The 25,572-nt window shown below is 67.4% G+C and carries 21 protein-coding genes; 16 read left to right on the top strand and 5 right to left on the bottom strand.

Going from position 1 to position 25,572, the window contains the following annotated elements; translation table 11 throughout:
- Window positions 1-26: 26 nt before the first annotated feature.
- From AC5JDC_RS04755 to AC5JDC_RS04735, 5 genes are all read left to right on the top strand, one after another.
- Complete coding sequence (locus tag AC5JDC_RS04755; protein ID WP_495839578.1) at window positions 27-950, top strand: ABC transporter permease subunit; 924 nt, start codon at window positions 27-29, stop codon at window positions 948-950.
- 158 nt (window positions 951-1,108) lie between these two features.
- Window positions 1,109-2,239, top strand: a complete 1,131-nt coding sequence (locus tag AC5JDC_RS04750; protein ID WP_495839576.1) for an ABC transporter permease — start codon at window positions 1,109-1,111, stop codon at window positions 2,237-2,239.
- Between the two features lie 2 nt (window positions 2,240-2,241).
- On the top strand, window positions 2,242-3,864 hold the full coding sequence (locus tag AC5JDC_RS04745) for an ABC transporter ATP-binding protein (protein WP_106774782.1): 1,623 nt from the start codon (window positions 2,242-2,244) through the stop codon (window positions 3,862-3,864).
- A gap of 241 nt (window positions 3,865-4,105) precedes the next feature.
- Window positions 4,106-4,354: a YMGG-like glycine zipper-containing protein gene (locus tag AC5JDC_RS04740; protein ID WP_106774783.1), complete on the top strand. Its 249-nt coding sequence runs from the start codon at window positions 4,106-4,108 to the stop codon at window positions 4,352-4,354.
- A 579-nt stretch (window positions 4,355-4,933) separates the two neighbouring features.
- Complete coding sequence (locus tag AC5JDC_RS04735) at window positions 4,934-5,947, top strand: hypothetical protein (RefSeq protein ID WP_495839573.1); 1,014 nt, start codon at window positions 4,934-4,936, stop codon at window positions 5,945-5,947.
- 93 nt (window positions 5,948-6,040) lie between these two features.
- Here the strand turns inward: AC5JDC_RS04735 and AC5JDC_RS04730 are convergent, their stop codons facing one another.
- From AC5JDC_RS04730 to AC5JDC_RS04710, 5 genes are all read right to left on the bottom strand, one after another.
- The gene (locus tag AC5JDC_RS04730; protein ID WP_495839571.1) at window positions 6,041-7,054 is read right to left on the bottom strand and encodes an aldo/keto reductase; all 1,014 of its coding nucleotides are present in this window, start codon (window positions 7,052-7,054) and stop codon (window positions 6,041-6,043) included.
- 14 nt (window positions 7,055-7,068) lie between these two features.
- On the bottom strand, window positions 7,069-8,043 hold the full coding sequence (locus AC5JDC_RS04725) for an ABC transporter permease (protein WP_495839569.1): 975 nt from the start codon (window positions 8,041-8,043) through the stop codon (window positions 7,069-7,071).
- 8 nt (window positions 8,044-8,051) lie between these two features.
- A complete protein-coding gene (locus AC5JDC_RS04720; protein WP_495839567.1) occupies window positions 8,052-9,623 on the bottom strand; it encodes a sugar ABC transporter ATP-binding protein in 1,572 nt (523 codons plus the stop codon).
- Complete coding sequence (locus tag AC5JDC_RS04715) at window positions 9,623-10,882, bottom strand: sugar ABC transporter substrate-binding protein (RefSeq protein WP_106774789.1); 1,260 nt, start codon at window positions 10,880-10,882, stop codon at window positions 9,623-9,625. The genes AC5JDC_RS04720 and AC5JDC_RS04715 overlap by 1 nt, the downstream gene beginning before the upstream one ends.
- Before the next feature lie 461 nt (window positions 10,883-11,343).
- Window positions 11,344-12,354 carry a LacI family DNA-binding transcriptional regulator gene (locus AC5JDC_RS04710; protein WP_495839564.1) on the bottom strand — a complete coding sequence of 337 codons (1,011 nt, stop codon included), beginning with the start codon at window positions 12,352-12,354 and terminating at the stop codon, window positions 11,344-11,346.
- Window positions 12,355-12,673: 319 nt separating this feature from the next.
- On the opposite strand from AC5JDC_RS04710, the gene AC5JDC_RS04705 reads away from it, so the two are divergent.
- The 11 genes from AC5JDC_RS04705 (at window position 12,674) to AC5JDC_RS04655 (ending at window position 25,555) form a co-directional block, all read left to right on the top strand.
- Window positions 12,674-13,795: a sugar ABC transporter substrate-binding protein gene (locus AC5JDC_RS04705; protein ID WP_495839562.1), complete on the top strand. Its 1,122-nt coding sequence runs from the start codon at window positions 12,674-12,676 to the stop codon at window positions 13,793-13,795.
- 101 nt (window positions 13,796-13,896) lie between these two features.
- The gene (locus AC5JDC_RS04700; protein ID WP_495839560.1) at window positions 13,897-15,363 is read left to right on the top strand and encodes a sugar ABC transporter ATP-binding protein; all 1,467 of its coding nucleotides are present in this window, start codon (window positions 13,897-13,899) and stop codon (window positions 15,361-15,363) included.
- Window positions 15,341-16,336, top strand: coding sequence for an ABC transporter permease (locus AC5JDC_RS04695; protein ID WP_495839558.1), 996 nt, complete (start codon window positions 15,341-15,343; stop codon window positions 16,334-16,336). The genes AC5JDC_RS04700 and AC5JDC_RS04695 overlap by 23 nt, the downstream gene beginning before the upstream one ends.
- Complete coding sequence (locus AC5JDC_RS04690) at window positions 16,333-17,292, top strand: ABC transporter permease (RefSeq protein WP_495839556.1); 960 nt, start codon at window positions 16,333-16,335, stop codon at window positions 17,290-17,292. Before AC5JDC_RS04695 ends, AC5JDC_RS04690 begins: the two co-directional genes overlap by 4 nt.
- Window positions 17,293-17,337: 45 nt before the next feature.
- Window positions 17,338-18,123 carry an SDR family NAD(P)-dependent oxidoreductase gene (locus AC5JDC_RS04685; RefSeq protein WP_495839554.1) on the top strand — a complete coding sequence of 262 codons (786 nt, stop codon included), beginning with the start codon at window positions 17,338-17,340 and terminating at the stop codon, window positions 18,121-18,123.
- Window positions 18,120-18,893, top strand: a complete 774-nt coding sequence (locus tag AC5JDC_RS04680; RefSeq protein WP_495839552.1) for an SDR family NAD(P)-dependent oxidoreductase — start codon at window positions 18,120-18,122, stop codon at window positions 18,891-18,893. Before AC5JDC_RS04685 ends, AC5JDC_RS04680 begins: the two co-directional genes overlap by 4 nt.
- Complete coding sequence (locus AC5JDC_RS04675) at window positions 18,890-20,917, top strand: alpha-ketoacid dehydrogenase subunit alpha/beta (protein WP_495839550.1); 2,028 nt, start codon at window positions 18,890-18,892, stop codon at window positions 20,915-20,917. Before AC5JDC_RS04680 ends, AC5JDC_RS04675 begins: the two co-directional genes overlap by 4 nt.
- Before the next feature lie 65 nt (window positions 20,918-20,982).
- Entirely contained in the window at window positions 20,983-21,897 is a 915-nt protein-coding gene (locus AC5JDC_RS04670; protein ID WP_495839548.1) for an alpha/beta hydrolase, read from the top strand.
- Between the two features lie 90 nt (window positions 21,898-21,987).
- Window positions 21,988-22,737 (top strand): SDR family NAD(P)-dependent oxidoreductase, encoded by a 750-nt coding sequence (locus tag AC5JDC_RS04665; protein ID WP_495839546.1) that lies wholly within the window; start codon window positions 21,988-21,990, stop codon window positions 22,735-22,737.
- A 9-nt stretch (window positions 22,738-22,746) separates the two neighbouring features.
- Window positions 22,747-23,967: an acyl-CoA dehydrogenase family protein gene (locus AC5JDC_RS04660; RefSeq protein WP_495839544.1), complete on the top strand. Its 1,221-nt coding sequence runs from the start codon at window positions 22,747-22,749 to the stop codon at window positions 23,965-23,967.
- The gene (locus tag AC5JDC_RS04655; RefSeq protein ID WP_495839542.1) at window positions 23,960-25,555 is read left to right on the top strand and encodes an AMP-binding protein; all 1,596 of its coding nucleotides are present in this window, start codon (window positions 23,960-23,962) and stop codon (window positions 25,553-25,555) included. Before AC5JDC_RS04660 ends, AC5JDC_RS04655 begins: the two co-directional genes overlap by 8 nt.
- Window positions 25,556-25,572: the final 17 nt, after the last annotated feature.

Here is a 25,572-nt window from a genome sequence, read left to right as displayed (position 1 = left end):
GGCCGCTCTCTGCTGAAGGAGCGTCCATGCTTCTCTACGTGCTCAGGCGCCTGCTCACCGCGATTCCGACGCTGTTCGTCATCGTGACGCTGGCGTTCTTCCTGATCCGGGTGGCGCCCGGCGGGCCGTTCAACCAGGAGCGTGGGCTGCTGCCGGAAATCAAGGCGAACCTGGAAGCCCAGTTCGGCCTTAACGACCCGCTCTGGCTGCAATATCTCAACTATCTGAAGAACCTGCTGCAGGGCAATTTCGGCCCCAGCTACAACCTGCCCGATTTCACCGTCGGTGAATTGTTCGCCAACGGCCTGCCGATCTCGATCCAGCTCGGCGCCTCCGCGCTGGCGCTGGCGCTGGTGATCGGATCGGTGCTCGGCATCATTGCGGCACTCAATCAGAACAAGGTGGCGGACTACGCCGTGATCGCCACCGCGACGGCCGGCAGCACTATCCCCACCTTCGTCGTCGCGCCGGTCATCCAGCTCCTGTTCGGGCTCACCTGGAGCCTGCTGCCGATCGGCGGCTGGAACGACGGCGCCTTCCTCAACCGCATCGGCCCGACCATCACCCTGGCCCTGCCGCAGATCGCCATCGTCGCCCGGCTGATGCGCGGCTCGATGATCGAATCGCTGCGCTCGCACCACATCCGCACCGCCCGCGCGCTAGGCCTCTCGGAATGGTCGGTGGTGGTGCGGCATGCGCTGCGCGGCGCGCTCCTCCCGATCGTCTCCTACGCCGGGCCGGCCGCGGCGGCGCTGCTCACCGGCTCGATCATCGTCGAGACGATCTTTGCAGTGCCCGGGGTCGGCCGCTATTTCGTCGATGCGGCGCTCAACCGCGACTACACGCTGGTCATGGGAACGGTGGTGGTGATCGCCATCTTCACCATCCTGTTCAACCTGATCGTCGACATCCTCTACGCCGTCGTCGACCCGCGGGTGCGTTATGACTGACGCGCGTGCCCCCTCCACCATGCTTCGCGTGGTCCCCCTCCCCCGTAAACGGGGGAGGATCGACGGCGCGGCCGGCCGCGACCCTGGATCCTCCCCTGCGAAGCGGGGGAGGGGGACCACGCGAAGCGTGGTGGAGGGGGCATTTGCGGGGCACGACCATGACTGACCTCACCGCCGCAGCCATGCTGGAGCAGACCGTGGTCGGCCGCTCCTTCTGGGGCGATGCCTGGGCGCGGCTCAAGGCCAACCGCGCCGCCATGGTCAGCCTGATCTACCTCTGCCTGATGGCCGTCGTCTGCATCGTCGGGCCGTGGTTCGTGTCGCACCAGTACACCACCATCTATGCCGACTATGTGCGCACGCCGCCGAGCCTGTCCGCCTATCCCAAGGCCGAGATGATCGAGACAGCGCTGGGCGACGTGGTCAAGCGCATGCGCGTCGATCTGAAGGAATGGCGGCAGGAGGAGGAGCGGGTCTACGCGACAGTGACCTCCTCGCGCGAGATCGACGATCGCGTCACGCGCTATGTCGACCGTTCCGACACGTTCGACGATGCCAGGGTCGAGGACAAGTCGGCCGACGGCATGACGATGGTGGTGAGCGGCGCCATCAAGCAGCAATACTTCCTGTTCGGCACCGACAACACCGGCCGCGACCTGCTTTCGAGGACGCTGATGGCGGGCCGCGTGTCGCTGGCGATCGGCCTGCTTGCAGGCGTTGTCGCGGTGGCGATCGGCGTGCTCTACGGCGCCACGGCGGGCTTCCTCGGTGGCCGCGTCGACGAGGTGATGATGCGCGTCGTCGACGTGCTTTATTCGTTGCCCTTCATCTTCTTCGTCATCATGCTGGTGGTGTTCTTCGGCCGCAACTTCGTGCTGATGTTCCTGGCGGTCGGCGCGGTGCTGTGGCTCGACATGGCGCGCATCGTGCGCGGCCAGGCGCTGTCGATCCGACGGCAGGAATATGTGCAGGCGGCCGAGGCGCTGGGCGTGTCGCGGCGCGGCATCCTCGCCCGCCACATCGTGCCCAACCTGCTCGGCGTCGTCGTCATCTACATGACGCTGCTGGTGCCGCAGGTGATCATCCTGGAGAGCTTCCTTTCCTTCCTCGGCCTCGGCGTGCAGGAGCCGATGACCAGCTGGGGCGTGCTGATCTCGGTCGGCGCCAAGAACATCGGCACGGCTAACTGGCTGCTGCTGTTCCCGGCGGTGTTCCTGGTGTCGACGCTGTTTGCGCTGAACTTCGTCGGCGACGGGCTGCGCGACGCGCTCGACCCGAAGGACCGCTGACGATGGCCGGGGGCGATCCGATCCTGGCGGTAAGAGACCTGCATGTGCGCTTCCGCACGCTCGACGGCACGGTCGAGGCGGTGAGGGGCATCAACCTTCACGTCGACGCCGGCGAGACGGTGGCGATCGTCGGCGAATCCGGCTCCGGCAAGAGCCAGACAATGATGGCGGCTATGAGCCTGCTTGCGTCCAACGGCAGTGCCGTAGGGACGGTCGATTATCGCGGACGCAACCTGCTCGACCTGCCGAAAAGCGAGCTGAACAGGATCCGCGGCTCCCGGATCAGCATGATCTTCCAGGAGCCCATGACCTCGCTCGACCCGCTCTATTCGATCGGCAGCCAGCTGATGGAGCCGATCCGGCGGCACCGCGGCCTCTCGGCGGCGCAGGCGAAGGCGGAGGCGATCCGGCTGCTGGAGCTGGTGCGCATTCCCGAGCCGCGGCGCCGCTTCAAATCCTACCCCTACGAGATGTCCGGCGGCCAGCGGCAGCGCGTGATGATTGCCATGGCGCTCGCCAACGATCCAGACATCCTGATCGCCGACGAGCCGACCACGGCGCTCGACGTCACCGTGCAGGCGCGCATCCTGGAGCTGCTCGCGGAGCTGCAGCGTAAGCTCGGAATGGCGATCGTCTTCATCACCCACGATCTCGGCATCGTCCGCCGGCTCGCCGACCGCGTCTACGTCATGCGCTCTGGCGAGGTGGTGGAGGAGGGCGCGACGGAGGCGATCTTCGCGGCGCCGAGACACGATTACACGAAGATGCTGCTGGCGGCCGAGCCGACCGGCTGCAAGGCGTCGCCGCCGGCCGGTGCGCCGGTGGTGCTGGAGGGGCGCAATGTCGAGGTGACGTTCCAGATCGGCGGCGGGCTGTTCGCCGGTCCGCCGATGATGCTGCGCGCCGTCGACCGGATTTCGCTGGCGCTGAGGCAGCGGCAGACCATCGGCATCGTCGGCGAATCCGGGTCGGGAAAGTCGACGCTCGGCCGCGCCCTGCTCCGGCTGCTGCCGAGCCAGGGCGTCATCCGCTTCGGCAGGAAGGACATCGACGGACTGGACCGCGAGGCGATGCAGCCGCTGCGGCGCGAGCTGCAGCTCGTCTTCCAGGATCCGTTCGGCTCGCTGTCGCCGCGCATGACCGTCGGCCAGATCGTCACCGAGGGTTTGCTCGTGCATGAGCCCTCCCTGTCGAAGGCCGAGCGCGACCGGCGCGCGATCGAGGCGCTGCGCGAGGTCGGGCTCGACCCGGCGATGCGCAACCGCTACCCGCATGAGTTCTCCGGCGGCCAGCGCCAGCGCATCGCGATCGCCCGCGCCATGATCCTCAAGCCCAAGGTGGTCGTGCTCGACGAGCCGACCTCGGCGCTCGACCGCTCGGTGCAGAAGCAGATCGTCGAGCTGCTGCGCGACCTTCAGCAGGCGCACGAGCTGTCCTACCTGTTCATCAGCCACGATCTCGCCGTGGTGCGCGCCATGGCCGACTACATCATCGTCATGCGCGACGGCAGGATCGTCGAGCAGGGGGAGACGGCCGCGATCTTCGACGAACCGCGCGAGGATTATACCCGTACGCTGATGGCCGCTGCCATGGACGCCACCCGGTTCCGGGTCGCCGTCGGCTGAGCTTTGAAGAAAAAAGGACCCGGCGTTGGGGCAAGTAGCCGGGTCCCTAAGGCATATCCATCTGGAAGCCCGAACAGTAACGGGCTCGTGTAACGGCTGCGTGCCGCGCGGTGCCGGTCGAATGTAACCATGCGAAAAGATTGGTCATGTGCCCGCTGGGGGCGCAGCTTGCGGGCCGGCCCATGGAACGTTACGCTTGAGATGGCGTTGATACGCGTCACAGAGAGAGGAAGTTCCGCGCATGAAGAAGATACTGATCGTCCTGGCAGTCGCGGCCGCCGTCGCCGGCTGCACGAGAACGGAAAAGGGCGCAGCGATCGGCGGTCTGGGTGGCGCTGCGCTCGGCACGGCGATTTCGGGCGACGCGGGCGGCGCCATCATCGGCGGCATCGCCGGCGCCACGGCTGGCGCGCTGATCGGCAACGCGAGCGAGCCGGGCAAGTGCCGCTATCGCGACCGCTACGGCCGTGTCTACATCGCCCGGTGCTGATCCGGTAAGGTTCGCCGGCCGGTAAGGTTTGCCGCGACGACGCCCGCGCCTCTTGCGCGGGCGTTTTGCGTTTCGGCGGAGCCTGGCTTGCCCTCGGACGGCTTGCCGGACGCGGTGTGCAACCGGGTGCAAGTATGGACGTTTCCATCCCGAGGAGACTTGCCATGTCCAGCTTCGCACGACCGCCCGCCTGACCCCGGATGGAAAGCCGCAGCAGCCGCGCCGCACGGGCGAGCAGTCGCAACGCAGTTCCGTCGACCAGGCCGAGGACCCGGAAATCGCCGGCGACACCGAAGACGGCGGCTACGCCAACACCGACGAGGCACGGCCGGACGAGGATGGTCTGATGAGCCGCGGAGAGGATCGCGATCGGCCGCTTATCTGAAGTCTGTTCCCCAAAGAGATGTCGCAGTCACCTGCGGGCGTGGCACCGCGTTCCCTTTTTTCGTCGAAAACTTGGATATAGCGGGTGAATTGTGCCGCAAATTCTTCGAATAATGGCGATTTTGGATAGCAGAAAACGGATTTCCTTGGCAGAAAGCGGGTCCGGCCTCGGCGTTCACCCATGCGAGACAGAATATGCTTTTCGGTTTGACCCTGAAAAAGAAGGCTGCCTCGCCGGAGAAGACGCCTACCCGGAAAAGGGGCCGTTCGAAGGAAAGTCAGGGCGAGAGCTGGCAGAGGGTGCTCGACAAGGTCGAGAAATTTGTCGTCGAGCGGCCGGACGACCACATAGCCAGCCTGCTGGCGCGCTTCCGCGAACTGGACATCGGCAGGAAGGATCCGAAGCTCTTCTACAAAAAGACAAATCTGGTCAGGCCGCTCGGCGAACGCATCGCCGCCTCGGGCGGCTACGATCTTGACGATACCTTGTATTATCCCGACGTATGCGAAGGCCGCTACACCACCTCGACAGTCAGCGTGATCCGCTATCTGATGGGCTGCATCCGTTCGGATACCCGGGCGGTGGTCGAATTCGGCAGCGGCTGGTCCAGCAATCTGTTCCAGCTCTATGTCGCCCTCGGCACCACACGCTCGCGGCGTATCCACTATCACGGCGCCGAATATACCGACGAAGGGCAGGAATGCGGCAGGAAGATCGCCAAGCACGACGGCAAGATCAACTATACCGCCCATCCGTTCGACTACAGGAAGCCCGACGCCTCGTTTCTCAAGGACTGTAAGGGCCACGTCCTGGTCTTCACCAAGCACTCCGTCGAGCAGGTCGACCTCATCGACCCCGATCTGTACGAGCAGCTCTGGCAGTTGCAGGCCGACGTCACGCTCGTCCATTTCGAGCCTGTCGGCTGGCAGCGATCATCCGCGCTGATGGCGAGGCGCGCGGCCGACGATGACAAATTCTTCGACAAGATCGGCGAGCGCCTCGGCGGCGACGTAAAATCGGTCGACCGGCAGATGGCCAACGCGGCATGGTGGTCCTGGCGCAATGCCTACAACACCAACCTGCTGTCGATCGTCGAGGACTATACCGCCCGAGAGAAGTTCAAGCTCGTCAAGCGGGAATACGACTTCTCGGGCACGGCGAATGTCCTCAACCCGTCGACCCTGCTGCATCTCGAGCGCCTGGCCTGAGCGCGTAGGGCGCTCGGACGCGGGAGGTTCCGCATTCCGCTGCCGGCGCTAGGCCGGTCCGCACTTTTGGCGGCCCGGAAGCTGCGGATCGCCCTAAGTCGGCGCGTTCTCGCGGATGAGGCCCTGCTTCTTCAAGGCAGCCCAGAACTCGCCGGGAATGGGATGCCCGATCAGGGCGACGTTCTCGTCGAGATGCCTTTTCGTACGGGTGCCCGGAATGTTCGTCGGGATCGCCGGATGGGCGAGCACGAACTGCAGCGCCGCCGCCTTGAGCGGCACGTCGTAGTCCCGGCACACCGCCTCGATCTTCGCGACCCGTTCGAGGATTTCCGGCCCCGCCTCGCTGTAATTGTAATGGGCGCCCTTGACCGCTCCGGTGGCGAGAATGCCGCTGTTGAAGCCGCCGCCGAGCACGATGGCGACGCCGCGCTCCTCGCAGAGCGGCAGGAAGGTGTCGAGCGCGTCCTGCTCCAGAAGGGTGTAGCGGCCGGCGAGCAGGAAGCAGTCGAAATCGCGTTCGCGCAGCGCCGCCTCGCACACCTGCCATTCGTTGCAGCCGACGCCGATGGCCGACACTAGCTTTTCAGACCGCAGCTTCTCCAGCGCCTTCCAGCCGCTGTCCATGGCGGTGCGGAAATGCTGCTTCTGCAGCTCCGGCCCGTGCGAAAAGACATCGATGTCGTGGATGAAGGCGATGTCGATGCGCGACACGCCGAGCCGCTGCAGGCTGTCCTCGAAGGAGCGCATGCAGCCGTCGTAGCTGTAGTCGTGGACGATCTCGAACGGCGGCATGTCGACCCAGAAGAAGGAGGTGAGGCCGCCCGCCGGTACCGGCTTCAGCAGCCGCCCGACCTTGGTGGAGAGCACGTATTCATCGCGCGGAAAGGCGCGCAGCGATTCGCCCAGGCGATGCTCGGACAGGCCGTGCCCATACATCGGTGCGGTGTCGAAATAGCGGAGCCCTGCATCCCAGGCTCCCTTGATCACGGCGCGGGCATCCTCCTCCGGCACCGCGCGGAACTGGTTGCCGAGAGGTGCCGTGCCGAGGCCCATCGCCGTGACGTCGAGCCCCGTGCGCCCGAACTTCCTCTTTTGCGACGCCTTCATGTTCTCACTCCCTGTCACTTGATGAAGAGATATTTCGAGCGGTCGATGGTGAGCGAGACCGCCAGGATGATGACCACGCCCTTGACGATGTCCTGGGTGAAGCTATTGACCTCGGTCACATCCATGCCGTTCGTCAAGATGGCGATGACCAGCACGCCGAGGAAGGTGCGGTGCGGTCCGCCGATGCCGCCGGAAAGCGCAGTGCCTCCCATGACCACGGCAGCGATCGAATTCAGCAGCAGGCTGCCGCCGGCGGTCGGCGTGCCGGCGCCGACCTGTCCGGTCAGCATGACGCCGGCCAGGCCGCAGATCGCGCCGGCCAGCACGAAGGCGAGGATCTTGTAGAAGGTGACGGGTACGCCGGCATGCGCGGCGACGATCTCGCCGCCGCCGAGCGCATAGAGATAGCGGCCGAGTTTCGTACGGAAAGCGACGACCGTCAGCACCGCCGTGGCGATCAGCGCGAACCAGATGACGTTGGGCACGCCGAGCACCACCGATCCGTTGACGATGTCGGGCAGCAGGCTGTCCATGAACAGGATCGACTGTCCTTGCGATATCTGGTTGGTGACGCCGGAGAGGATGGACAGCATGCCGAGCGTGACGAGGAAGGACGGGACGCGCAGCATCGTCACCAGGCTGCCGTTGATCAGGCCGACCAGTGCGCCGACGCCGACGCCGGTGAGTATCGCGCCGAGCACGCCGAAGCGGTCGACGGTGAGCGCCGCCAGGATGCCGGCGAGCGTCACCAGCGCGCCGACCGACAGGTCGATCGAGCCGATCAGGATGACCACCGTGCCGGCCAGCGCGACCATCAGCAGCACGGCCGACTGACGGCCGATGTTCAGCGCGTTGGCCGAGGAGAAGAACAGCGGGTTGACGTAGGTGAAGTAGGCGATCAGCACGACGATCGCCACCAGCGGCAGGATGATCGTTCGGAGGTCGAGGTCGCCCATGGTCTTGACTGCGCTTGCCGGTCTGTCGGCCATCTTCGCCCCTATAGCATGGCCGAAACCACGTCGACTTCGCGTGGCTTGGCGTCCCTGGGCGCCTCGACGACGGCGGAGACCGCGCCGTCGCGAAGCACCATGATACGGTTGGAGAGCCCGATCAGTTCGGGCAGGTTGTCGGAGACCAGCAGCACCGCGGCGCCTGCGTCCGCGATCTCGCGCATCAGCGAATAGATGTCTTCCTTGGCGCCGACGTCGAGGCCGCGGCCCGGATCGTCGAGAACCAGGATGCGGACCCCGCGCGCCAGCCATTTGGCGAAGACGATCTTCTGCTGGTTGCCGCCGGACAGCGTCCGGCAGGCGGCGGAGGGGCCGGGAGCACGCACCTTGAGGCGCTGCATCCACTCGTGCGTCAGCGCCCGGCTGCGCCGCGACGATACGAGACCGAGCACGCCCAGCGCGATCTGCTTCAGATTGGGCAGGGTGAGGTTCCAGTCGACCGTGTCGGTGCCGATGATGCCGGCGACGGTGCGTTCGGCCGGCACGAAGCCGATGCCGTGGCGGATGGCGTCGCGCCGCGAGCCGCGCCGCAGGCGGGCGCCTGCCACAACGACATCGCCGTCGCTCTGCGCTTCGGCCCCGGCGACGATCCTGGCCAGCGTCGACTTGCCCGAACCGAGGACGCCGGCCACGCCGAGGATCTCGCCCTCGCGCAGTGCCAGGGAAACGCCGCGCAGATGTCCCGGCTTGGCGAGACCGGCGGCTCTGAGCACGATGGCGGAGGCCGGCTCGCGCTGGCTGGCCTCGCGGTAATAGGCGTCGTTGCGCTGCCGCCCGACGATCAGCTCGTGCAGGCCTGTCTCGTCGATGCTGCCGATCGGCCGCTGGTCGACGACCTGCCCGTCCTTGAGCGCCACGACCTCGTCGCAAGCCGCGAAGACGTCGGACAGGCGGTGCGAGACCAGCACGAAGGAGGCGCGCGCACGCCAGCGGCGGATGCCGTCGAACAGTTTTGCGGCCTCGTTGTCGGAAAGCGCGCTGGTCGGCTCGTCGAGCAGGATGATCGGCTCGACCGGGTAGATCCGGCTGAGCGCGAACGCCTTGGCGATCTCGACGAGCTGCCGCTCGCCGAACGACAGGGAGCCGGTCAGCGCCGTCGGGGCGACATCGACCTGCAATTCGTCGAGCACGCTTCGGGCTTCCGCGATCATGGCGCGCCGGCGCAGCCCGCCGGCGATGGTGAATTTTCGCTCGCGCCCGAGAAAGATGTTTTCGAACACCGGCAGGGTGGGGATGAGGCCCTGTTCCTGGAACACCGTGGCGATGCCGTTGCGCGCCGCCTCGGTCGGATGGCCGAAGCGCACGGCCTGGCCGTTGATCGCGATCGATCCGGTATCCGGGCGGACGGTGCCGTTGATGATCGACAGCAGCGTCGACTTCCCCGCGCCGTTCTCGCCGACCAGGCCGAGCATCTGGTGTCGGCGCAGGACGAAGCTCACCCCGAACAAAGCCCTGGCGCCGGGATAGGTCTTGGAGATGTCGCGAAGCTCGAGAACCGGCGCGCCGGCCGGCGGCGGATCGTCCGGAATGTCCGGACGACCCGCCACGGTCTGTGCCATCACTTGAACGGGCCGCTCTTGTAGTGGTCGGCGTAGAGTTTCGTGACGGCGTCGAACTCGGCCTTCCACGCCGCCGCGTCGGCATAGGCGGGGTTGAGCTTGTCCTGTCCGTCCTGGCCGGCCCACTGGGTGGCCGGATCGATCGGATAGATGTTGTTCTGCGGGTCCCAATTGTCGGGATTGAGCGTGCGGCTCATCTTCGCCCAGTCGAAGGGCAGCTCGGCGCCCTGGTAGATTTTCTCGTTGATGGAGGCGGCGGTTTCGGCGGTTGCCGTCAGCGACCCGGTGTAGAGCAGCCGCTCCGCCAGGCGGGGTTTCCAGCCGGACAGCGCATCGAACAGCGTCACGGCGGCGAAGCCGGCCTGGTAGGGCGCGAGCGAGGTGTTGGTGGCCACGAACTGCTCGCCCTTCGCGACCTCCTGAAGGCCTTCCGACAGGCCGTCGATGCCCGCGATCTTCACGTTGGTCAGGTTGCGCTCCTTGAGCACGCTAAGGGCACCCAGCGCCATCGAGTCGTTCTGGGCGAACACCGCCTTCATGTTGGGATAGGCGGTGACCATGCTGAGCATGACGGTGCGCGCCTTCTCGCGGACCCAGTCGCCGCGCAGGCCGCCGACCAGCTTGATGCCCGGGAACTCGGCCGCCGCCTTCATCAGGCCGGCGGTGCGGGCATCGTCGGTGGGCGTGGCGAGGCCCTTGATGTGGACGACCTCGCCCTCGCCGCCGATCGACTTGAACAGTTCCTTGCCGACCTGGTAGCCGGCCTCGACGGAGTTGGCGGTCATGTAGTTGACGAAGTAGTCGCCGACGTCGGAGGGCGTGAACCACGCCGGGATCTCCCAGATCGCGGTGTAGTAGACCTTGTTCTCCTGGCAGAGCTTGGCGATCATCGGCACTTCGCCGGCGGCGACGACGGTGTTGATCAGCATGTTGACGCCCTGGGTCGGCAGGCCTCGCACCTGGCTGATCTCGCGGGCGGCGTCATTGTCGTGATAGAGCTCGACCTGTTCGACGTTGAGCGCCCCGGCGGTCGCCTTGAAGCCCTTGATGAAGGCCGCCCAATAGTCGTTGGCCGGCGTGGCGACGCAGGTGGCGGCCTTGCCGGCCGGCGCCGCGAACGCCCGATTGGCGAAGGCGCCCGCTGCCGCGCCGACGGGCACCGCGATGCCGGCGGCCGCCGCAAGCTGCATGAAGGCGCGGCGCGACACCGAATTCCGGATTGCCGGTATGGCCCTGACGATATCCTCTTCCCGAGACATGCTCACTCCCCTTGCTTCGTGGATCAACAATCGATTGCAGTATGTGTTGTGAAAACCCGCCGCAACCTCCCGAGAGCGATCAGGGTAACAATCGAATCGACCTGGTTTGCCAGACGCCGTTCCTTATCGAAGGTATTTCGGTTCCTCAGAAGGGCATGCTGTCCTATATTTTATGCTTACGAGAAGACGTTTTGTCAATCGATTGCAAAGATTCTCATAACGGTAATGCCGCGCCTCGCCCGGCTATGCCCGGAATCGTGGTGCACCGCGCCGAGAGCGGCCCTTGACGGACTCCATCGTCGGCAGGTCGGGCTGCGTCCGCGGCGGCGGCGGCGTCAGGGCCGGTCGAGGGCTCTGCGAATTATCGCAGTCAGATCTGGACGGAGGCGGGCGGTGCACCGGATTGGCACGAGAAAGAGATGATCCTCCGCGACGCATATGTGATTTGCCGAGCGAAATGACTACGAAGAAGCCCTTACGATCAGCGATGGGGTGAACGACCGGCTCTCGACCGTGTAGCCGGGATTGCCGATCAGGTTGCGCACGAGCTCGCCCGCGTGCCGGCTGACCTCCTCGACCGGATAGTCGACCGTCGACAGCGGCACCGCCAGCACGCGCGACAGATGCGTGTTGTTGAACCCGACGATGGCCAGGTCGGCGGGGTAGCGCAGCCCGCGATGCCGCATCGCCTCGATGATGCCGAGGGCGAGCGCGTCGTTGTGGGCGAACACGGCGGTCGGCCGCGGACTGGCCGCCAGCAGGGCGTCGAGGGCGCGCTTGCCGGCGGCCGATGTGGCGTTTTCGGCGAAAACGCCGTGGGGAATCTCGGCGATGCCGCGGTCCCGGCACACTTCCGAAAAGCCGCGTGCCCGCTGCTTGAAGGTGGCGGCCATCGGCGGGCCCTGGACCTGGCAGACCACCTTGTGGCCGCGATCGGCGAAATGCGTGGCGACCATGGCGCCGCCGGCGCGGTCGTCGCAGAGCGCCGACGGGAAGCTTGCACCGGAGATCGCACGGATCGCCAGGACGACCGGCGCCTCCCTGGCCGCCTCGCGCAGCACGTCGGCATCGGTCTCGGTGGAGGCCAGCGAGACGATGGCGTCGACGCGGCGCGACAGGAAGGTCTGCACGAGGTGGCGCGTCGCCCCCGACTGGTCGAGCGTCTCGGCGATCAGCGGCGTCAGCGGCGGCACGACGCGCTGGTCGAGATGCCGGAACATCGTGCGGATGACGTTGATGAAGGTCTCGTTGCCGAGATCGGGCACGAGGACGCCCACCGTGTGCGAGCGTCCGCGCCGCAGCGAGGCAGCGGTCAGATCAGGCCGGTAGCCGGCCGCGCGCGCTTCCTCGCGGATGCGCTCGCGGGTTTCGGCCGCGACCAGATGGGCCTTGTCGTCGCTGAGCGCGCGCGAGATCGTCGAGCGGTCGACGCCGAGCTTGCGCGCCAGTTCGCGCATGTTGAGCCGTGTCATGCCCGCTGGGGCCTCTCGCTAACGCATTGCCCGCACGCGATGTTTCGTTCCGCCATCGGCGTCTTCCTTTTCTCCCGGCTCGCCGGTGACGGGCGGCCGGGCCGGCTTGCTACCACAGGTGGATTTTTCATTTTGAACATATTTTTCCCCCGCAGCCATCCTGCTGGGGCTTACCCTCGCGCCCATCCGATTTCGTGCCCTGTGCGGCCCGGAACCCGCAGGTAACAAGTTCGACAAGCGCACGAAACATCCTTTGCAATCGATTGACAAGCGTTTTCTTGCGGATTAATCAGTCCCGCATCCACTTTGGGAGGAACGGATGGATACGAACAGACTGGCGCGCTTCGCCATTGCCTTCGCCCTGACGACCGCAGCCGTGCCCGCCCTGGCGCAGGCGCCGGACGGAAAGCTCGACGGCGAGGGCAAGGAAATCGTCGTGCTCATGCCGAGCCGCAGCAACGCCTATCTGGCGCAGTGGATCCGCGGCGCGGAGAAGAGCGCGGCCGAGGCCAACTACAAGCTGACGGTCATCGAGAACAATTTCGACCAGACCGAGCAGGATGCCCAGACGCAGCAGCGTATCGGCTCGGCCAGCCAGCCGGCCGCCTATGTGTGGTGGCCGGCCGACAACCAGGCGGGACTGGCGACGCTGCGGCGTCTCAGCCGCACCGGCGTGCCGGTGTTCCAGGTCAACCAGGCGCTGCGCCCCGAGGCCGAGGACCTGGTCGTCGCGTATGCCGGCGTCGACGACTTCTTCAACGGCCAGGTGGCGGGCAAGAACGCCATCGCCGCGCGCGACGCCTATGTGGCGGCCGGCGGCAAGCTCGCCGCCGACGGCGGCAATCTGGTCATGCTGAAATTCATTCCCGGCTATTCCGCCGGCGACGACCGCGAGGCCGGCTTCCTGGAGGCAACCAAGGACAAGCCCTTCAACGTCATCGCCACCGAATATGCCGGCTTCGATAACGCCAGCGGCTACAAGGCGATGAGCCAGCTCATCCCCAGCATCCGCGGCAAGGGCGTGAACTTCGTCTACGGCCTGTCGGACGGGCCGGTGACCGGCGCGGTGCAGGCGCTGGAGGAGGTCGGCCTGGTGCCCGGCAAGGACGTCTATCTGGTCAGCGCCACCTGCATCGCCGACATCTCGGCCATCCAGACCGCCAAGGAGTTCGCCACCGGCGTGCAGGCCGCGGGGCTCGAAGGCTGGTTCTCGCTCAACGTGGTCGCCCGCTACTTCGAATACGGACAGCAGGTGACGGAAGGCCAGTATGTCGCGCCGGACACGGCCGACGCGCGGCCCGAGTTCAACTTCGCGCCGAGCAAGATCAACATCATCCCGAACCCGCAGGTCGTCGTCGGCACCGACAAGGACAAGGCGGGCGAGGTGCTGTCGAGTTTCAAGCTGTGGGGCGAGACCTTCCAGGACCACTGCGTCTACTGAACGCACTCCCGAGCCGGACGGGCCCAGGGTCCGTCCGCCCCGCGATCGACGGCGCCGGGTGCGGCGCCCCGACCAGCCAGACAGACAGCGGCACGAAAAGCATGTTGGAAATCAGCGGCCTATCGAAGTCCTACGGACCGGTCCATGCGCTGACGGATGTGAGCTTCCGGGCGGAGCGCGGTAAGGTCACGGCGCTGCTCGGCGAGAACGGCGCCGGCAAGTCGACGCTGGTCAAGATCCTGTCCGGGCTGATCGCGCCGACTGGGGGCAGCATCCGCCTGGACGGCGAGAAGGTGGATCTGTCCACGCCCGGGCGGGCCGGACGTTCCGGCGTGGCGGTGGTGCAGCAGGAAATCAGCGTGCTGCCGAACCTCAGCGTGGCGGAGAACTTCATGCTGGCGCAGCCGTCGCGCTGGCTGTCGCGCCGGGCCGCACCCGGGCTCTGCAGGCCTTATCTGCAACGCCTCGGCCTCGGCCATGTCGACCCGGCGAGATCGGTCGGGGAGCTGACCATCGGTGAGCGGCAACTCGTCGAGATCGCCCGCATGCTGGCGCAGGACGCGCGGGTGCTCGTCCTCGACGAACCGACCGCGGCGCTGGCCGACAGCGACATCGCGCTGGTGCACGAGGCCGTGCGCCGGCTTGCGCGGGAGGGCAATGTCGTCCTCTACATCACCCACCGGCTGAACGAGCTTGACGAGATCTGCGACCAGGCGGTGGTGCTGCGCAACGGCCGCCTCGCCGACCATTTTTCCACCGGAGATGCGACCATAACGCGGGTCGTCCACGCCATGATCGGGCGAAATCTGGATGAACTTTACCCGAATTCCGGTCTGTCCGGGAGAAAACCCGGCGCGCAGCCGGCGGTCAGCCTGAGGGGAGTTACCACCGCCGGGCTGGCGTCGCCCGTCGACCTCGACCTGCGCCCCGGCGAGGTGGTCGCCACCTGCGGACAGCTCGGCAGCGGGTTCGTCGAGCCGCTGCGGGCGATCGCCGGCGTCAGTCCGGTCACCGCCGGCAGCATCGCCTTCGAGTCGGAGCGCACCAAGGCGGGCATCGCCTATTGCTCCGACGATCGGCAGCTCGACGGCTTCTTCCGCGACCTGCCGGTATGGGAGAGCCTGAGCGCGCCGGGCCTCGCCGCCTCCGGTCTCTGGGGCATCGCCAGCGCCTCAAAACTGCGCCGCGCCGTCGAGGGTATCGCCGAGCGCATGACCATCCTGCCGGCCTATCGCGAACGTCCGGTGCGGGCGCTGTCGGGCGGCAACGCCCAAAAGGTGTCGATCGGCAAATGGCTCTCCAACAATCCGCGCGTGCTGCTTTTGGAGGAGCCGACGCGCGGCGTCGATGTCGGCGCCCGCGCCGAAATATACCGGTTGCTCCGCGCGCTTGCCGACGAGGGGCTGGCGGTGCTGTTCGCCAGCACCGATCTCGACGAGGTCTTGGGTTTCGGCGAGCGCGTGCTCGTCTTCCACGGCAACCGACTGGTGCACGAAGCGCCGTCGCGGACGTTCTCCCGCGACGGGCTCGCCAAATGGATCACACATGGCGGACTTGAGCGTGAATGACGTCGCGGCACGGCAGGGTTCGGCGCAGCCGGCAAAGGGCGGCGGGCGCGCCTGGCTGCGCCGCGCCGCGCCGTTCCTGCCAATCCTCGCTCTGGCCGGCGTCGCGGCGCTAACTGTTGACGGCTTCGGCACCGCGCCCAACCTGATCGCCGTCGTGCAGGCCTCGGCCATCACCGGCATCGCCGCCATCGGTACCGCCGCGATCACCATCAGCGGCAAGTTTGTCAGCCTGGCGATCGAGCAGCAGGCGGTGACGGCGGCCTATATCTTCGCCGCGGCCGTCTCGGCCGGCCAGCCGGCCCTCGTCGCGGTGCTGCTGGCCTTCGCCGCCGCCGTCCTGCTCGGCGGTGCGCAGGGTTATCTGGTGTCGCGCGGCCTCAATCCGATCGTCACGACGCTCGCCTTCGGCTCCGTGCTGTTCGGCTCCGTGGTGATGCTGGCCGACAACCGCACCATCACGCTCAGCCCCAACCCGATCGCCTGGCTGGGCGGCGGCACGACCTTCGGCATCCCCAACCAGGCGATCGTCTTCGTCGTGCTGCTGGTGCTCGGCTCGCTGTTCCTGTCGCGCACCAAACTCGGGCGGCAGATGGTGCTGACCGGGGCCAATGCGCGCGCCGCCGACCTGATCGGCATCCCGACGCGGCGGATCGTCGTCTTCGCCTTCGTCGCCGCCGCGCTTGCCGCAGCCCTGGTCGGCATCCTGGTGGTCGGCCAGGTCTCGCAGGCCAAGAGCGACATGTTCCGCGGCCTCACCATCGACGTGGTCGCCGCCATCCTGGTCGGCGGCATCGCCATCCAGGGCGGGGAAGGGCAGCTCTGGCGCGCCGGCTTCGGCGCCATCGTGCTCACCATGCTCGGCAACATCATGCTGCTGCTCGGCATCGATGCCGGCGTGCGCGATCTGATGAAAGGTCTGCTGGCGGGCGGCGTGCTGTTGTCGATGACGCTGCTGAAGGCGCGCAACCCATGACCAGGCTGCTCGATCTCGACGCCGGCTTCAAGGTCAGGCTTGCCGTCTGCGCCGTCCTGCTGGTCGTGCTGTCGGCCACCGTCCCGGGCTTCGCCACGATCTCCAACGCCGCCTCGATCACCGAGAACATCGGGCTGATCGCGCTGGTCGGCACCGGCATCATGCTGACCATGGTGGTCGGACAGCTCGACCTTGCCGTCGCCTCGGTCGCCGCCGTCGCCGCGATCGTGGCGCTGTCGCTGGCGGAAACCTCGCTGACGCTCGGCATCGTCGTCGCCCTGCTGACGGCAGGTCTCTACGGCGCCGTCATCGGCTACGTCATCGACCGCACCGGCGTGAACTCGCTGGTGCTGACGGTCTGCATGCTGATCGCTTTGCGCGGCCTGGCGCTGGTGCTCGCGCCGAAACGTCCGGCGATCCTGCCGGGGGACCTCTTCCACATTTCGGACGCGCTGGTCATTCCGTGGGGACCGGTGACGCTGCTCGGCATCATCGGTTTCGCCATCGTGCTGTCCGTCGGCTGGCTGATGCGCAACAGCAAGCTCGGGCTCTCCATGTATGCCGTGGGCGGCAATGTCGAGCGGGCGCGGGGTTCCGGCGTGTCGACCACACGGGTCTACATGGCCGCCTTCGCCGGCTCGGCGATGCTCGGCGCCACGGCCGGCATCCTCGCCGCGCTGCGCTCCGGCTCCGCGTCCGGCATCGGCTTCGACGGCTTCCTGCTGGCCGGCATCACCGTCGCGGTGGTCGGCGGCGTGCCGCTGGAGGGCGGTCGCGGCACTATCGTCAACGTGCTGCTCGGCGCGCTCATCATCCGGCTGATCTCGTCGGCGGTGGCGCTCGGCGGCATTCCGGGATCGTTCGAGAGCATCGTGACCGGCGCCATCCTGCTGGCGATGCTCCTGCTAGACTATCAGCTACGCCGCAAGGGAGGGACGCGCCATGCGCAAGCCTGACGGGCGGACGGACCAGTATCCGAAATTTCGAGAGGAGAAGAGAAGATGAGCACACAAGGGAAGGGCGCCGTCGTCACCGGCGCCGCCAGAGGCATCGGCCGGCAGATCGCCACAACGCTGCTGGAGGACGGCTACGGCGTCGTCATTGCCGACATCGATCCGGAGGTCGGCGGCCGCACCGTGGCCGAACTCGGCCAGGCGCATCCGGGCCGCGTCGTCTTCGCCAGGGTCGACGTGACCAGCCGCGACGACCAGAAGGCCGCAATCGCCACCTGCCGCAAGCAGTTCGGCGGCATCGCCGTGATGGTCAACAATGCCGGCTTCAACAAGCCCGAGCCTTTCCTGGAAGCGACCGAGAAGACCTGGCACGCGATCATGAACGTCAACGCGCTGGGCGTGCTGATCGGCATCCAGGAAGCCGCCAAGGCGATGATCGCGGACGGCACCAGGGGCAAGATCATCAACACCGCCTCTATGGCCGGGCGCACCGGCTTTGCCGACTTCGCACCCTATTCGGCGAGCAAGGCGGCGGTGATCAGCCTGACCCAGGCGGCGGCGCGCGCGCTTGCCGGCAAGGGCATCACCGTCAATGCCTTCGGCCCCGGCGTCGTCGACACGCCGCTGTGGGAAAAGCTGGACGCCGACCTGCTGGCCATGGGTGCCAGCTCGGTGCCGGGCGAGGCGATGAACTCGCTGGCGAGCCAGATCCTGCTCGGCCGCGTCGCCAAGCCGTCGGACGTCGTCGGCACGGTGCGCTTCCTGTGGTCGGAACAGTCGGATTACATGACCGGTCAAGTCCTGCTGATCGACGGCGGGATGATCCTGCAATGAGCGCGCGCACCGGAGTTCTGACGGGGGCTGCCGGCGGCATCGGCCGCGCCACCGCCGAGCGGCTGGCCAGGGACGGCTTTTCGCTGGTTCTGGTCGACCTCACCGACAAGGTGAAGGAGGTGGCGCGGGAAGTCGCCGCCTCCACCGGGGCGACGGTGGTCGGCGTTTCCGCCGACATCACCGACCCGGCGCAGTACGGCGCGATCGACAGGGAGATCGCGGCGATCGGCGCGCCGCTGAAATTCCTCGGCCTGGTCGCCGGCGTGCTGCAGAAGGTCGGCTCGATCGAGACGCTCGACGTCGAGGAATGGGACCGCGTCTTCAACATCAACCTGCGCGCCAACCTCTTGCTGATGAAACACTTCATCCCGGCGCTCAGGGCAGCCGACGGCGCCTCGATCGTCACGGTGTCGAGCTGGTACGGCAAGAGCGGCCACGGCTTCTTCGGCGCCTATTGCGCGTCCAAGGCGGGGGTCATCTCGCTCACCCACACGGCCGCCGCCGAGCTCGCCGGCGACAGGATCCGCGTCAACTCGGTGGCGCCGGGCAACGTCGCGACCTCCATGCATCTCGACGCTCTGCACGAGGAAGCGGCCAAGCGCGGCGTCACGTTCGAGGCGATGAAGAAAACCGAATGGGACAAGATCCCGGTCGGCCGCGCCGCCGAGCCGTCGGAGATCGCCTCGGCGATTTCCTTCCTCGCCGGCCCGGACGGCTCCTATCTCACCGGCGCCACCATCGACGTGAACGGCGGGTGCCTGTTCTCATGAGCCTGGCGCGTCGGGAAAGGGCGGTCTCGGCCAGGCAGGGCGTGTCTCCCATGCTGGAGACGGCCCGGCTCGAGACCTTCCTTCTCGACATGTGGCGCATCCGCCGCTTCGAGGAGCGGGCGGCGGAACTGTTCAAGTCGGGCGTCATCAAGGGCACCGCCCATTCCTGCGTCGGTCAGGAGGCGATCGCCGTCGGCGCCTGCGCGGCGCTCGACGACGACGACTTCGTCGTCTCGCACCACCGCGGCCACGGCCACTGCATCGCCAAGGGCGCCGACACCGGCAAGATGATGGCCGAGCTGTTCGGCCGCGTCACCGGCTACGGCCACGGGCTCGGCGGCTCGATGCACATCGCCGCGCTCGACCGTGGCGTGCTCGGCGCCAACGGCATCGTCGGCGCCGGACTGGGCATCGGCACGGGTGCCGCACTTTCGGCCAGCATCCGCGGCACCAGACAGGTATGTGTCGCCTTCTTCGGCGATGGCGCCGCCAACGAAGGCATTTTTCACGAGGCGCTCAATCTGGCGGCACTATGGAAACTGCCGGTGATCTTCCTGTGCGAGAACAACGGCTACGGCCTGTCGCTTGCCGTCGAGCGCGCCTCGGCCGTTCCGCGCATTTCGGCGCGCGCCGCAGCCTATGGCATTCCCGGCGAGACCATCGACGGCAACGACGCGGTGGCGGTGAAGGCCGCCGTCGAGGCGGCGGTGGTCCGGGCGCGTGCCGGCGACGGGCCGAGCCTGATCGAGGCGATGACCTATCGCTCAGGCGACCATTCGATGCGCACCAATTTGCCACGCTACCGCCCGCAGGCGGAGGAAGAGGCGTGGCGCCAACGCGACCCGATCGGCGCGATGGCGGCGCTGCTGCGGCAGCGGCAGGTCGGCCAGGCGCGGCTAGACGCCATCAGGGCGGAGGCCGATGCCGAGGTCGAGCAGGCGATCGCCGATGCGGAAGCCGCGGCCGAGCCGGAGATGGATATCCTGTTTCCGGCGGTGATTGCGCCGCTCGCCCCGGCCGAAGCCGAGCCGGAACCGGGCACGCGGCAAATCGGCTATGTCGAGGCGCTGCGCGAGGCTATGCACCAGGAGATGGCGCGCGACGACAGCGTGATCCTGCTCGGCGAGGACGTCGGCGGCATCGGCGGGCTGTTCCAGTGCAGCGTCGGCCTGCAGCAGGCGTTCGGGGCGGAGCGCGTGCGCGACACGCCGATCTCGGAGAACGTGATGGCGAACGCCGCCGTCGGCGCGGCGCTGACCGGCCTGCGGCCGATCGTCGAGGTGCAGTTCTTCGACTTCGTCACCCACATGATGGACGCGATCGTCAACCAGGCGGCGAAACTGCGCTTCATGCTCGGCGGCGAGGCGCGTATCCCGCTGGTGATCCGCGGGCCGCAAGGCGGCGGCATCCGCCTCGGCGCGCAGCACTCGCAGTCGCTGGAGACGTGGTTCGCGCACATTCCTGGCCTGGTGGTGCTGGCGCCGTCCAATCCCTATGACGCAAAGGGCCTGCTCGCCGCAGCTATCCGCGACGACAACCCGGTGGTCTTCATCGAGCACAAGCTGCTCTACCAGCAGAGTCGGGGAACGGTGCCGGAGGCGGCTTACGCCCTGCCGATCGGCAAGGCGTCGATCCGGCGACCCGGCAAGGACGTCACCATCGTCGCCACCATGGCCATGGTGGATGTGGCACTCGCGGCGGCGCGCGAGCTTTCGCGCGACGGCATCGAGGCGGAAGTGATCGACCCGCGCAGCCTGAGGCCGCTCGACGGCGACACCATCATGACCTCGGTGCGCAAGACCAACCGCTGCGTCGTCGTGCATGAAGGCTGGGCCAGCTACGGCTTCGGTGCCGAGATCTCGGCGCGCATCATGGAAGAGGCCTTCGACTGGCTCGACGCGCCGGTGGCGCGCGTCGGCATGGCCGAGGTGCCCATGCCCTACCATTCCGGACTGGAGCGCGATCTCATTCCCAACGCGGCGCGGATCGTGAGCGCCGCCCGCGACGTCTGCTATCGAAATTGACGGCGCGGCGCGGACTCATTTCTCGGACGAAAATGCAATCGATTGTCGAACTGCAGAGGAAAGCAATGACAAAACGGGTGGACGTGGAATTCAAGTCGGAGGGCACGACGGTGCGCGGCTGGCTGTATCTCGCCAGCGAAACGAAACGCTCGCCCACCGTGGTGCTGGCGGGCGGCTGGTGCTACGTGCGCGAGATCGTCATGCCGACCTATGCCAAGGCCTTCGCCGAGGCCGGCATCAACGCGCTGATCTTCGACTACCGCAATCTCGGCGTCAGCGACGGCGACGACCGCCAGCATCTCGACCCGTGGGCGCAGGTGAAGGACTACCAGAACGCCATCAGCTTCCTGGAGCGGCACGACCTCGTCGATCCCGAGCGCATCGGCGTCTGGGGCATCTCCTATTCCGGCGGCCACGCGCTCATCCTCGCGGCCATCGACCCGCGCGTCAAAACCATCGTCAGCCAGATCCCGGTGATCGACGGCTTTGAGAACATGCGCCGCGCCCACGGGACCATGGAATATCGCGCGCTCTGGGATCTGGTGCTGCGCGACCGCAAGCAGCGCTACGAGACCGGCGAGCGGCTCTATCTGCCGCACGCCACCGAGAACTCGGCGGAGGAGGTTTCCGCCTGGCCTTTCCCGGAGACCGTGCGCACGTTCCTGGCCATCAAGGCCTCGGAGGCGCCGCTCTACGAGAACAGGAGTTCCGTCGAGTCGGTCGATCTTCTCATGAATTACGATGTCGGCCCGTTCGTGAAGCGCATCTACAACACGCCGACACTGATGATCGTGGCGGAGGGCGACGATCTCACCCTGTGGGACCTGGAGATCGGCGCCTTCAACCAGATTCCGTCGGCCAGGAAGAAGCTGGAGGTGCTGCCGCACACCTCGCACATGACGCTTTATTCCGATCAGTCGAAGGTGAAGGTGGCCGCCGCCATGGCGCGCGACTGGTTCGTGGAGACGCTGAAGCCCTGATGGATGCTGGAACGGCTGGCGCGCGGATTTTTCGCGTGCCACCTTTCCATCGGCGGGCGGCCTGATGCCGGCCCGCGCTGGGAGGCGAGGATGACGAACGACCTTTCGGGCAAATCCGCCCTGGTGACCGGCGCCTCCGGCGGGCTGGGACTGCATTTCGCGCGGCTGCTGGCGGCGCAGGGCGCGGCGGTCGCGCTTGCGGCCCGCCGTATCGATGCGCTGGAGAAGGTCTGCGCCGATATCCGCGAGGCCGGCGGGACGGCTCGCGCGATTGCGCTCGACGTCGCCGATGCCGGCAGCGTCGCCGCTGCCTTCGCCGGCGCCGAGCCGTTCGACATCGTCGTCAACAATGCCGGCGTCAGCGGCGCCGGCCGGGCGCTGGAGCTCAGCGAGGAGGCGTGGGACGCCGTCTTCGACGTCAACCTGAAGGGCGCGTTCCTGGTCGCAAAACATGCGGCGGCGGCCATGAAGGCAGCGGGGCGCGGCGGCGCGATCGTCAACGTCGCGTCCATCGCCGGGCTGCGCGTCGCCGGCGACCTCTCCGCCTATTCGGCGTCGAAGGCGGGGTTGATCCAGCTGACCAAGGCGCTGGCGCTGGAATGGGCGCGCTTCGGCATCCGCGTCAACGCGCTCTGCCCGGGCTATGTCGAGACAGACATCAACCGCGACTTCTTCGCGACGCCGGCCGGCGAGGCGATGATCAGGCGCATACCGCAGCGGCGGCTGGGCCGGCCGGAAGACCTCGACGGCCCGCTGCTGCTGCTCGCCTCCGACGCCGGGGGCTACATGACGGGTGCGGTGGTCGCCGTAGACGGCGGCCATCTGCTGTCCTCGCTTTAGGAGCGGACCATGGATTTTCGCATTCCGGCTCGCGTCGAGGATTTCCGTACGCGCATCGCCGCCTTCGTCGACGAGCACATCCTGCCGCTGGAGGCGGACCCGTCCGCCTATGACGGGCACGGCAACATCGCTCTGTCCGTGCTGGAGCCGCTGCGCGAGAAGGCGCGTGCCGAAGGCCTGTGGTGCCTGCAGCTCAAGCCGGAAAGCGGCGGACAGGGGCTCGGCAAGGTCGGCATGGCGGTCTGCTACGAGGCGATGAACCGCTCGATCTTCGGGCCGGTGGTGTTCAATTCGGCCGCGCCCGACGACGGCAACATGATGGTGCTGGAGGCGCTGGGCACGCCCGGGCAGAAGGAGAAGTGGCTGAAGCCGATCGTCGACGGCAAGGTGCGATCCGCAATCGCCATGACGGAGCCGCATCCGGGCGGCGGCTCGGACCCCTCGATGATCCGCACCAGGGCGGAGAAGCGCGGCGGCGGCTATGTCGTGACCGGCCGAAAATGGTTCATCACCGGGGCAGAGGGGGCGAGCCATTTCATCCTGATCGCGCGCTCCTCCGACGATGCGCGCCACGGCCTCACCGCCTTCCTCTATCACAAGGACCAGCCGGGCTGGCGCATCGTCCGCCGCATCGGGATCATGGGGCCGGAGGAGCACGGCGGCCATTGCGAGCTGGAGTTCGACGGGCTGGAGATCCCCGAGGAGAACATCCTCGGCGGGCTGGGCCGCGGGATGAAGGTCACGCAGGTGCGGCTCGGGCCGGCGCGGCTGACGCACTGCATGCGCTGGCTGGGCCTTTCCAAGCGCTGCGTCGAGATCGCCCGGGAATACGCCGCCGAGCGCAGCGGCTTCGGCGTCCGGCTGGCCGACCGCGAGAGCGTGCAGATGATGCTGGGGGATCTCGCCATGCGCATCGAGATCGGCCGGCTGCTGGTGATGAAGGCCGCCTGGGAGCTCGACCGCGGCGGCTTCGCCCGCAAGGAGGTGTCGATGGGCAAGGTGCATGTCGCCAACCTGCTGCACGACGCGGCCGACGTCGGCATCCAGATCAACGGCGCGCGCGGTTACTCCAAGGACACCGTGCTCGAATGGATCTACCGCTACGCCCGCCAGGCGCGGCTGGTCGACGGCGCCGACGAGGTCCACAAGATGGTGCTGAACCGCCAGCTTGCCGAGGAGGGCGCCGACTTCTGGTCATGGCCGGTCGAAGGGGAGGGGTCCGGTGCGTAGCGAGCCGCATCTGACGCCGCGCGCCGCCAACTTCCGGCCGCTTTCGCCCGCCGATTTCCTGGTGCGTGCCGTCGAGGCGCATGGCGGGCGCACCGCGGTGATCTGGCGGGAGCGGCGCTGGACCTATCGCGGCTTCGCCGGGATCGCGGCACGGCTTTCGGCCTGGCTGGCCGGCGAAGGGATCGGACAGGGCGACGTCGTCTCGTTCATGTGCGTCAACCGGCCCGAGATGCTCGCAGCCCACTATGCCGTGCCGGCGATCGGGGCCGTGCTGAACAGCATCAACACCCGGCTCGACGCCGACACGGTCGCCTACATCCTCGGCCATTGCGAAAGCCGCGTGCTGGTCGCCGACGCGTCCTGCGCCGTCGTTGCCCGCGATGCCGGCCGTCGCGCCGGGGTACGCGTCGTGCTGCTTGCCGATGCCGGCGCCGACGATGCCGAGACGCTGGACCTGCTGACCGACGACGGCGAGGCGCAGAACTTCGCCGTCACCGGCGTGACCGACGAATGGCAGCCGCTCTGCATCAACTACACCTCCGGCACCACCGGCCGGCCGAAGGGCGCGGTCTACCATCATCGCGGTGCCTATCTGAACGCGCTGGGCAACGTCACCGCGCTCGGTTTCACCCGGCACAGCGTCTATCTGTGGACGCTGCCGATGTTCCACTGCAACGGCTGGTGCCACACCTGGGCGGTGACGGCGGCGGGCGGCGTCCATGTCTGCCTGGACAAGGTCGAGCCCGGCCTGATCTTCCGGGCGATCGAGGCGGAAGGGGTGACGCATTTCGCCTGCGCGCCGGTGGTGCTCTACATGCTGCTTTACCACCCCGACCGCGCGCTGCGCCGGCCGGATAGGCGGGTGCTGGTCGGCACCGGTGGTGCAGCGCCGACCGCGACCCTGATCGAGCAGCTCGACGCGCTCGGCATCGACATCGTCCATCTCTACGGCCTCACCGAATCCTACGGGCCGGCGACGCTGTGCACGCTGTCCGACGCCCTGGAAGACGCGCCGGCCGGCGACAAGGCGGCCTTCCTCGCCCGCCAGGGTGTCAGCCATGCGACGGCGAACCGCGTCCGCGTCGTCGACGCGGAAGGCACCGACGTCGCCGCCGACGGCACGTCGATGGGCGAGATCGTGCTTGCCGGCAATACGCTGATGGCCGGCTACTACCGCGACGCCGCGGCGACCGAATCCGCCTTCGCCGGCGGCTGGTTCCACACCGGCGACCTCGCCGTGCGCCACGCCGACGGCGCCATCGAGCTCAAGGACCGCTCCAAGGACATCATCATTTCCGGCGGCGAGAACATCTCCAGCCTGGAGGTGGAGAGCGTGCTGCACCAGCATCCGGCCGTGATGCTGGCCGCGGTGGTCGCGGCGGCAGATCCGAAATGGGGCGAGGTGCCGTGCGCGTTCCTCGAGCTGAAGCCGGACGCGCAGGTCGATCCCGATGAACTGCGCCTGTTCTGCCGCGAAAGGCTGGCGGGCTTCAAGGTGCCGCGCCGCTTCGTCTTCGGCGAATTGCCGAAAACGGCGACGGGAAAGATCCAGAAATTCGTGCTGCGCGATCGGGCGGCGGCATCCTGATCGGCGACGGAGAATAC

This window comes from Kumtagia sp., assembly GCF_059502445.1.
Note: the sequence above shows the minus strand (reverse complement) of the source record. Positions and strands in the feature narration are given on the sequence as shown.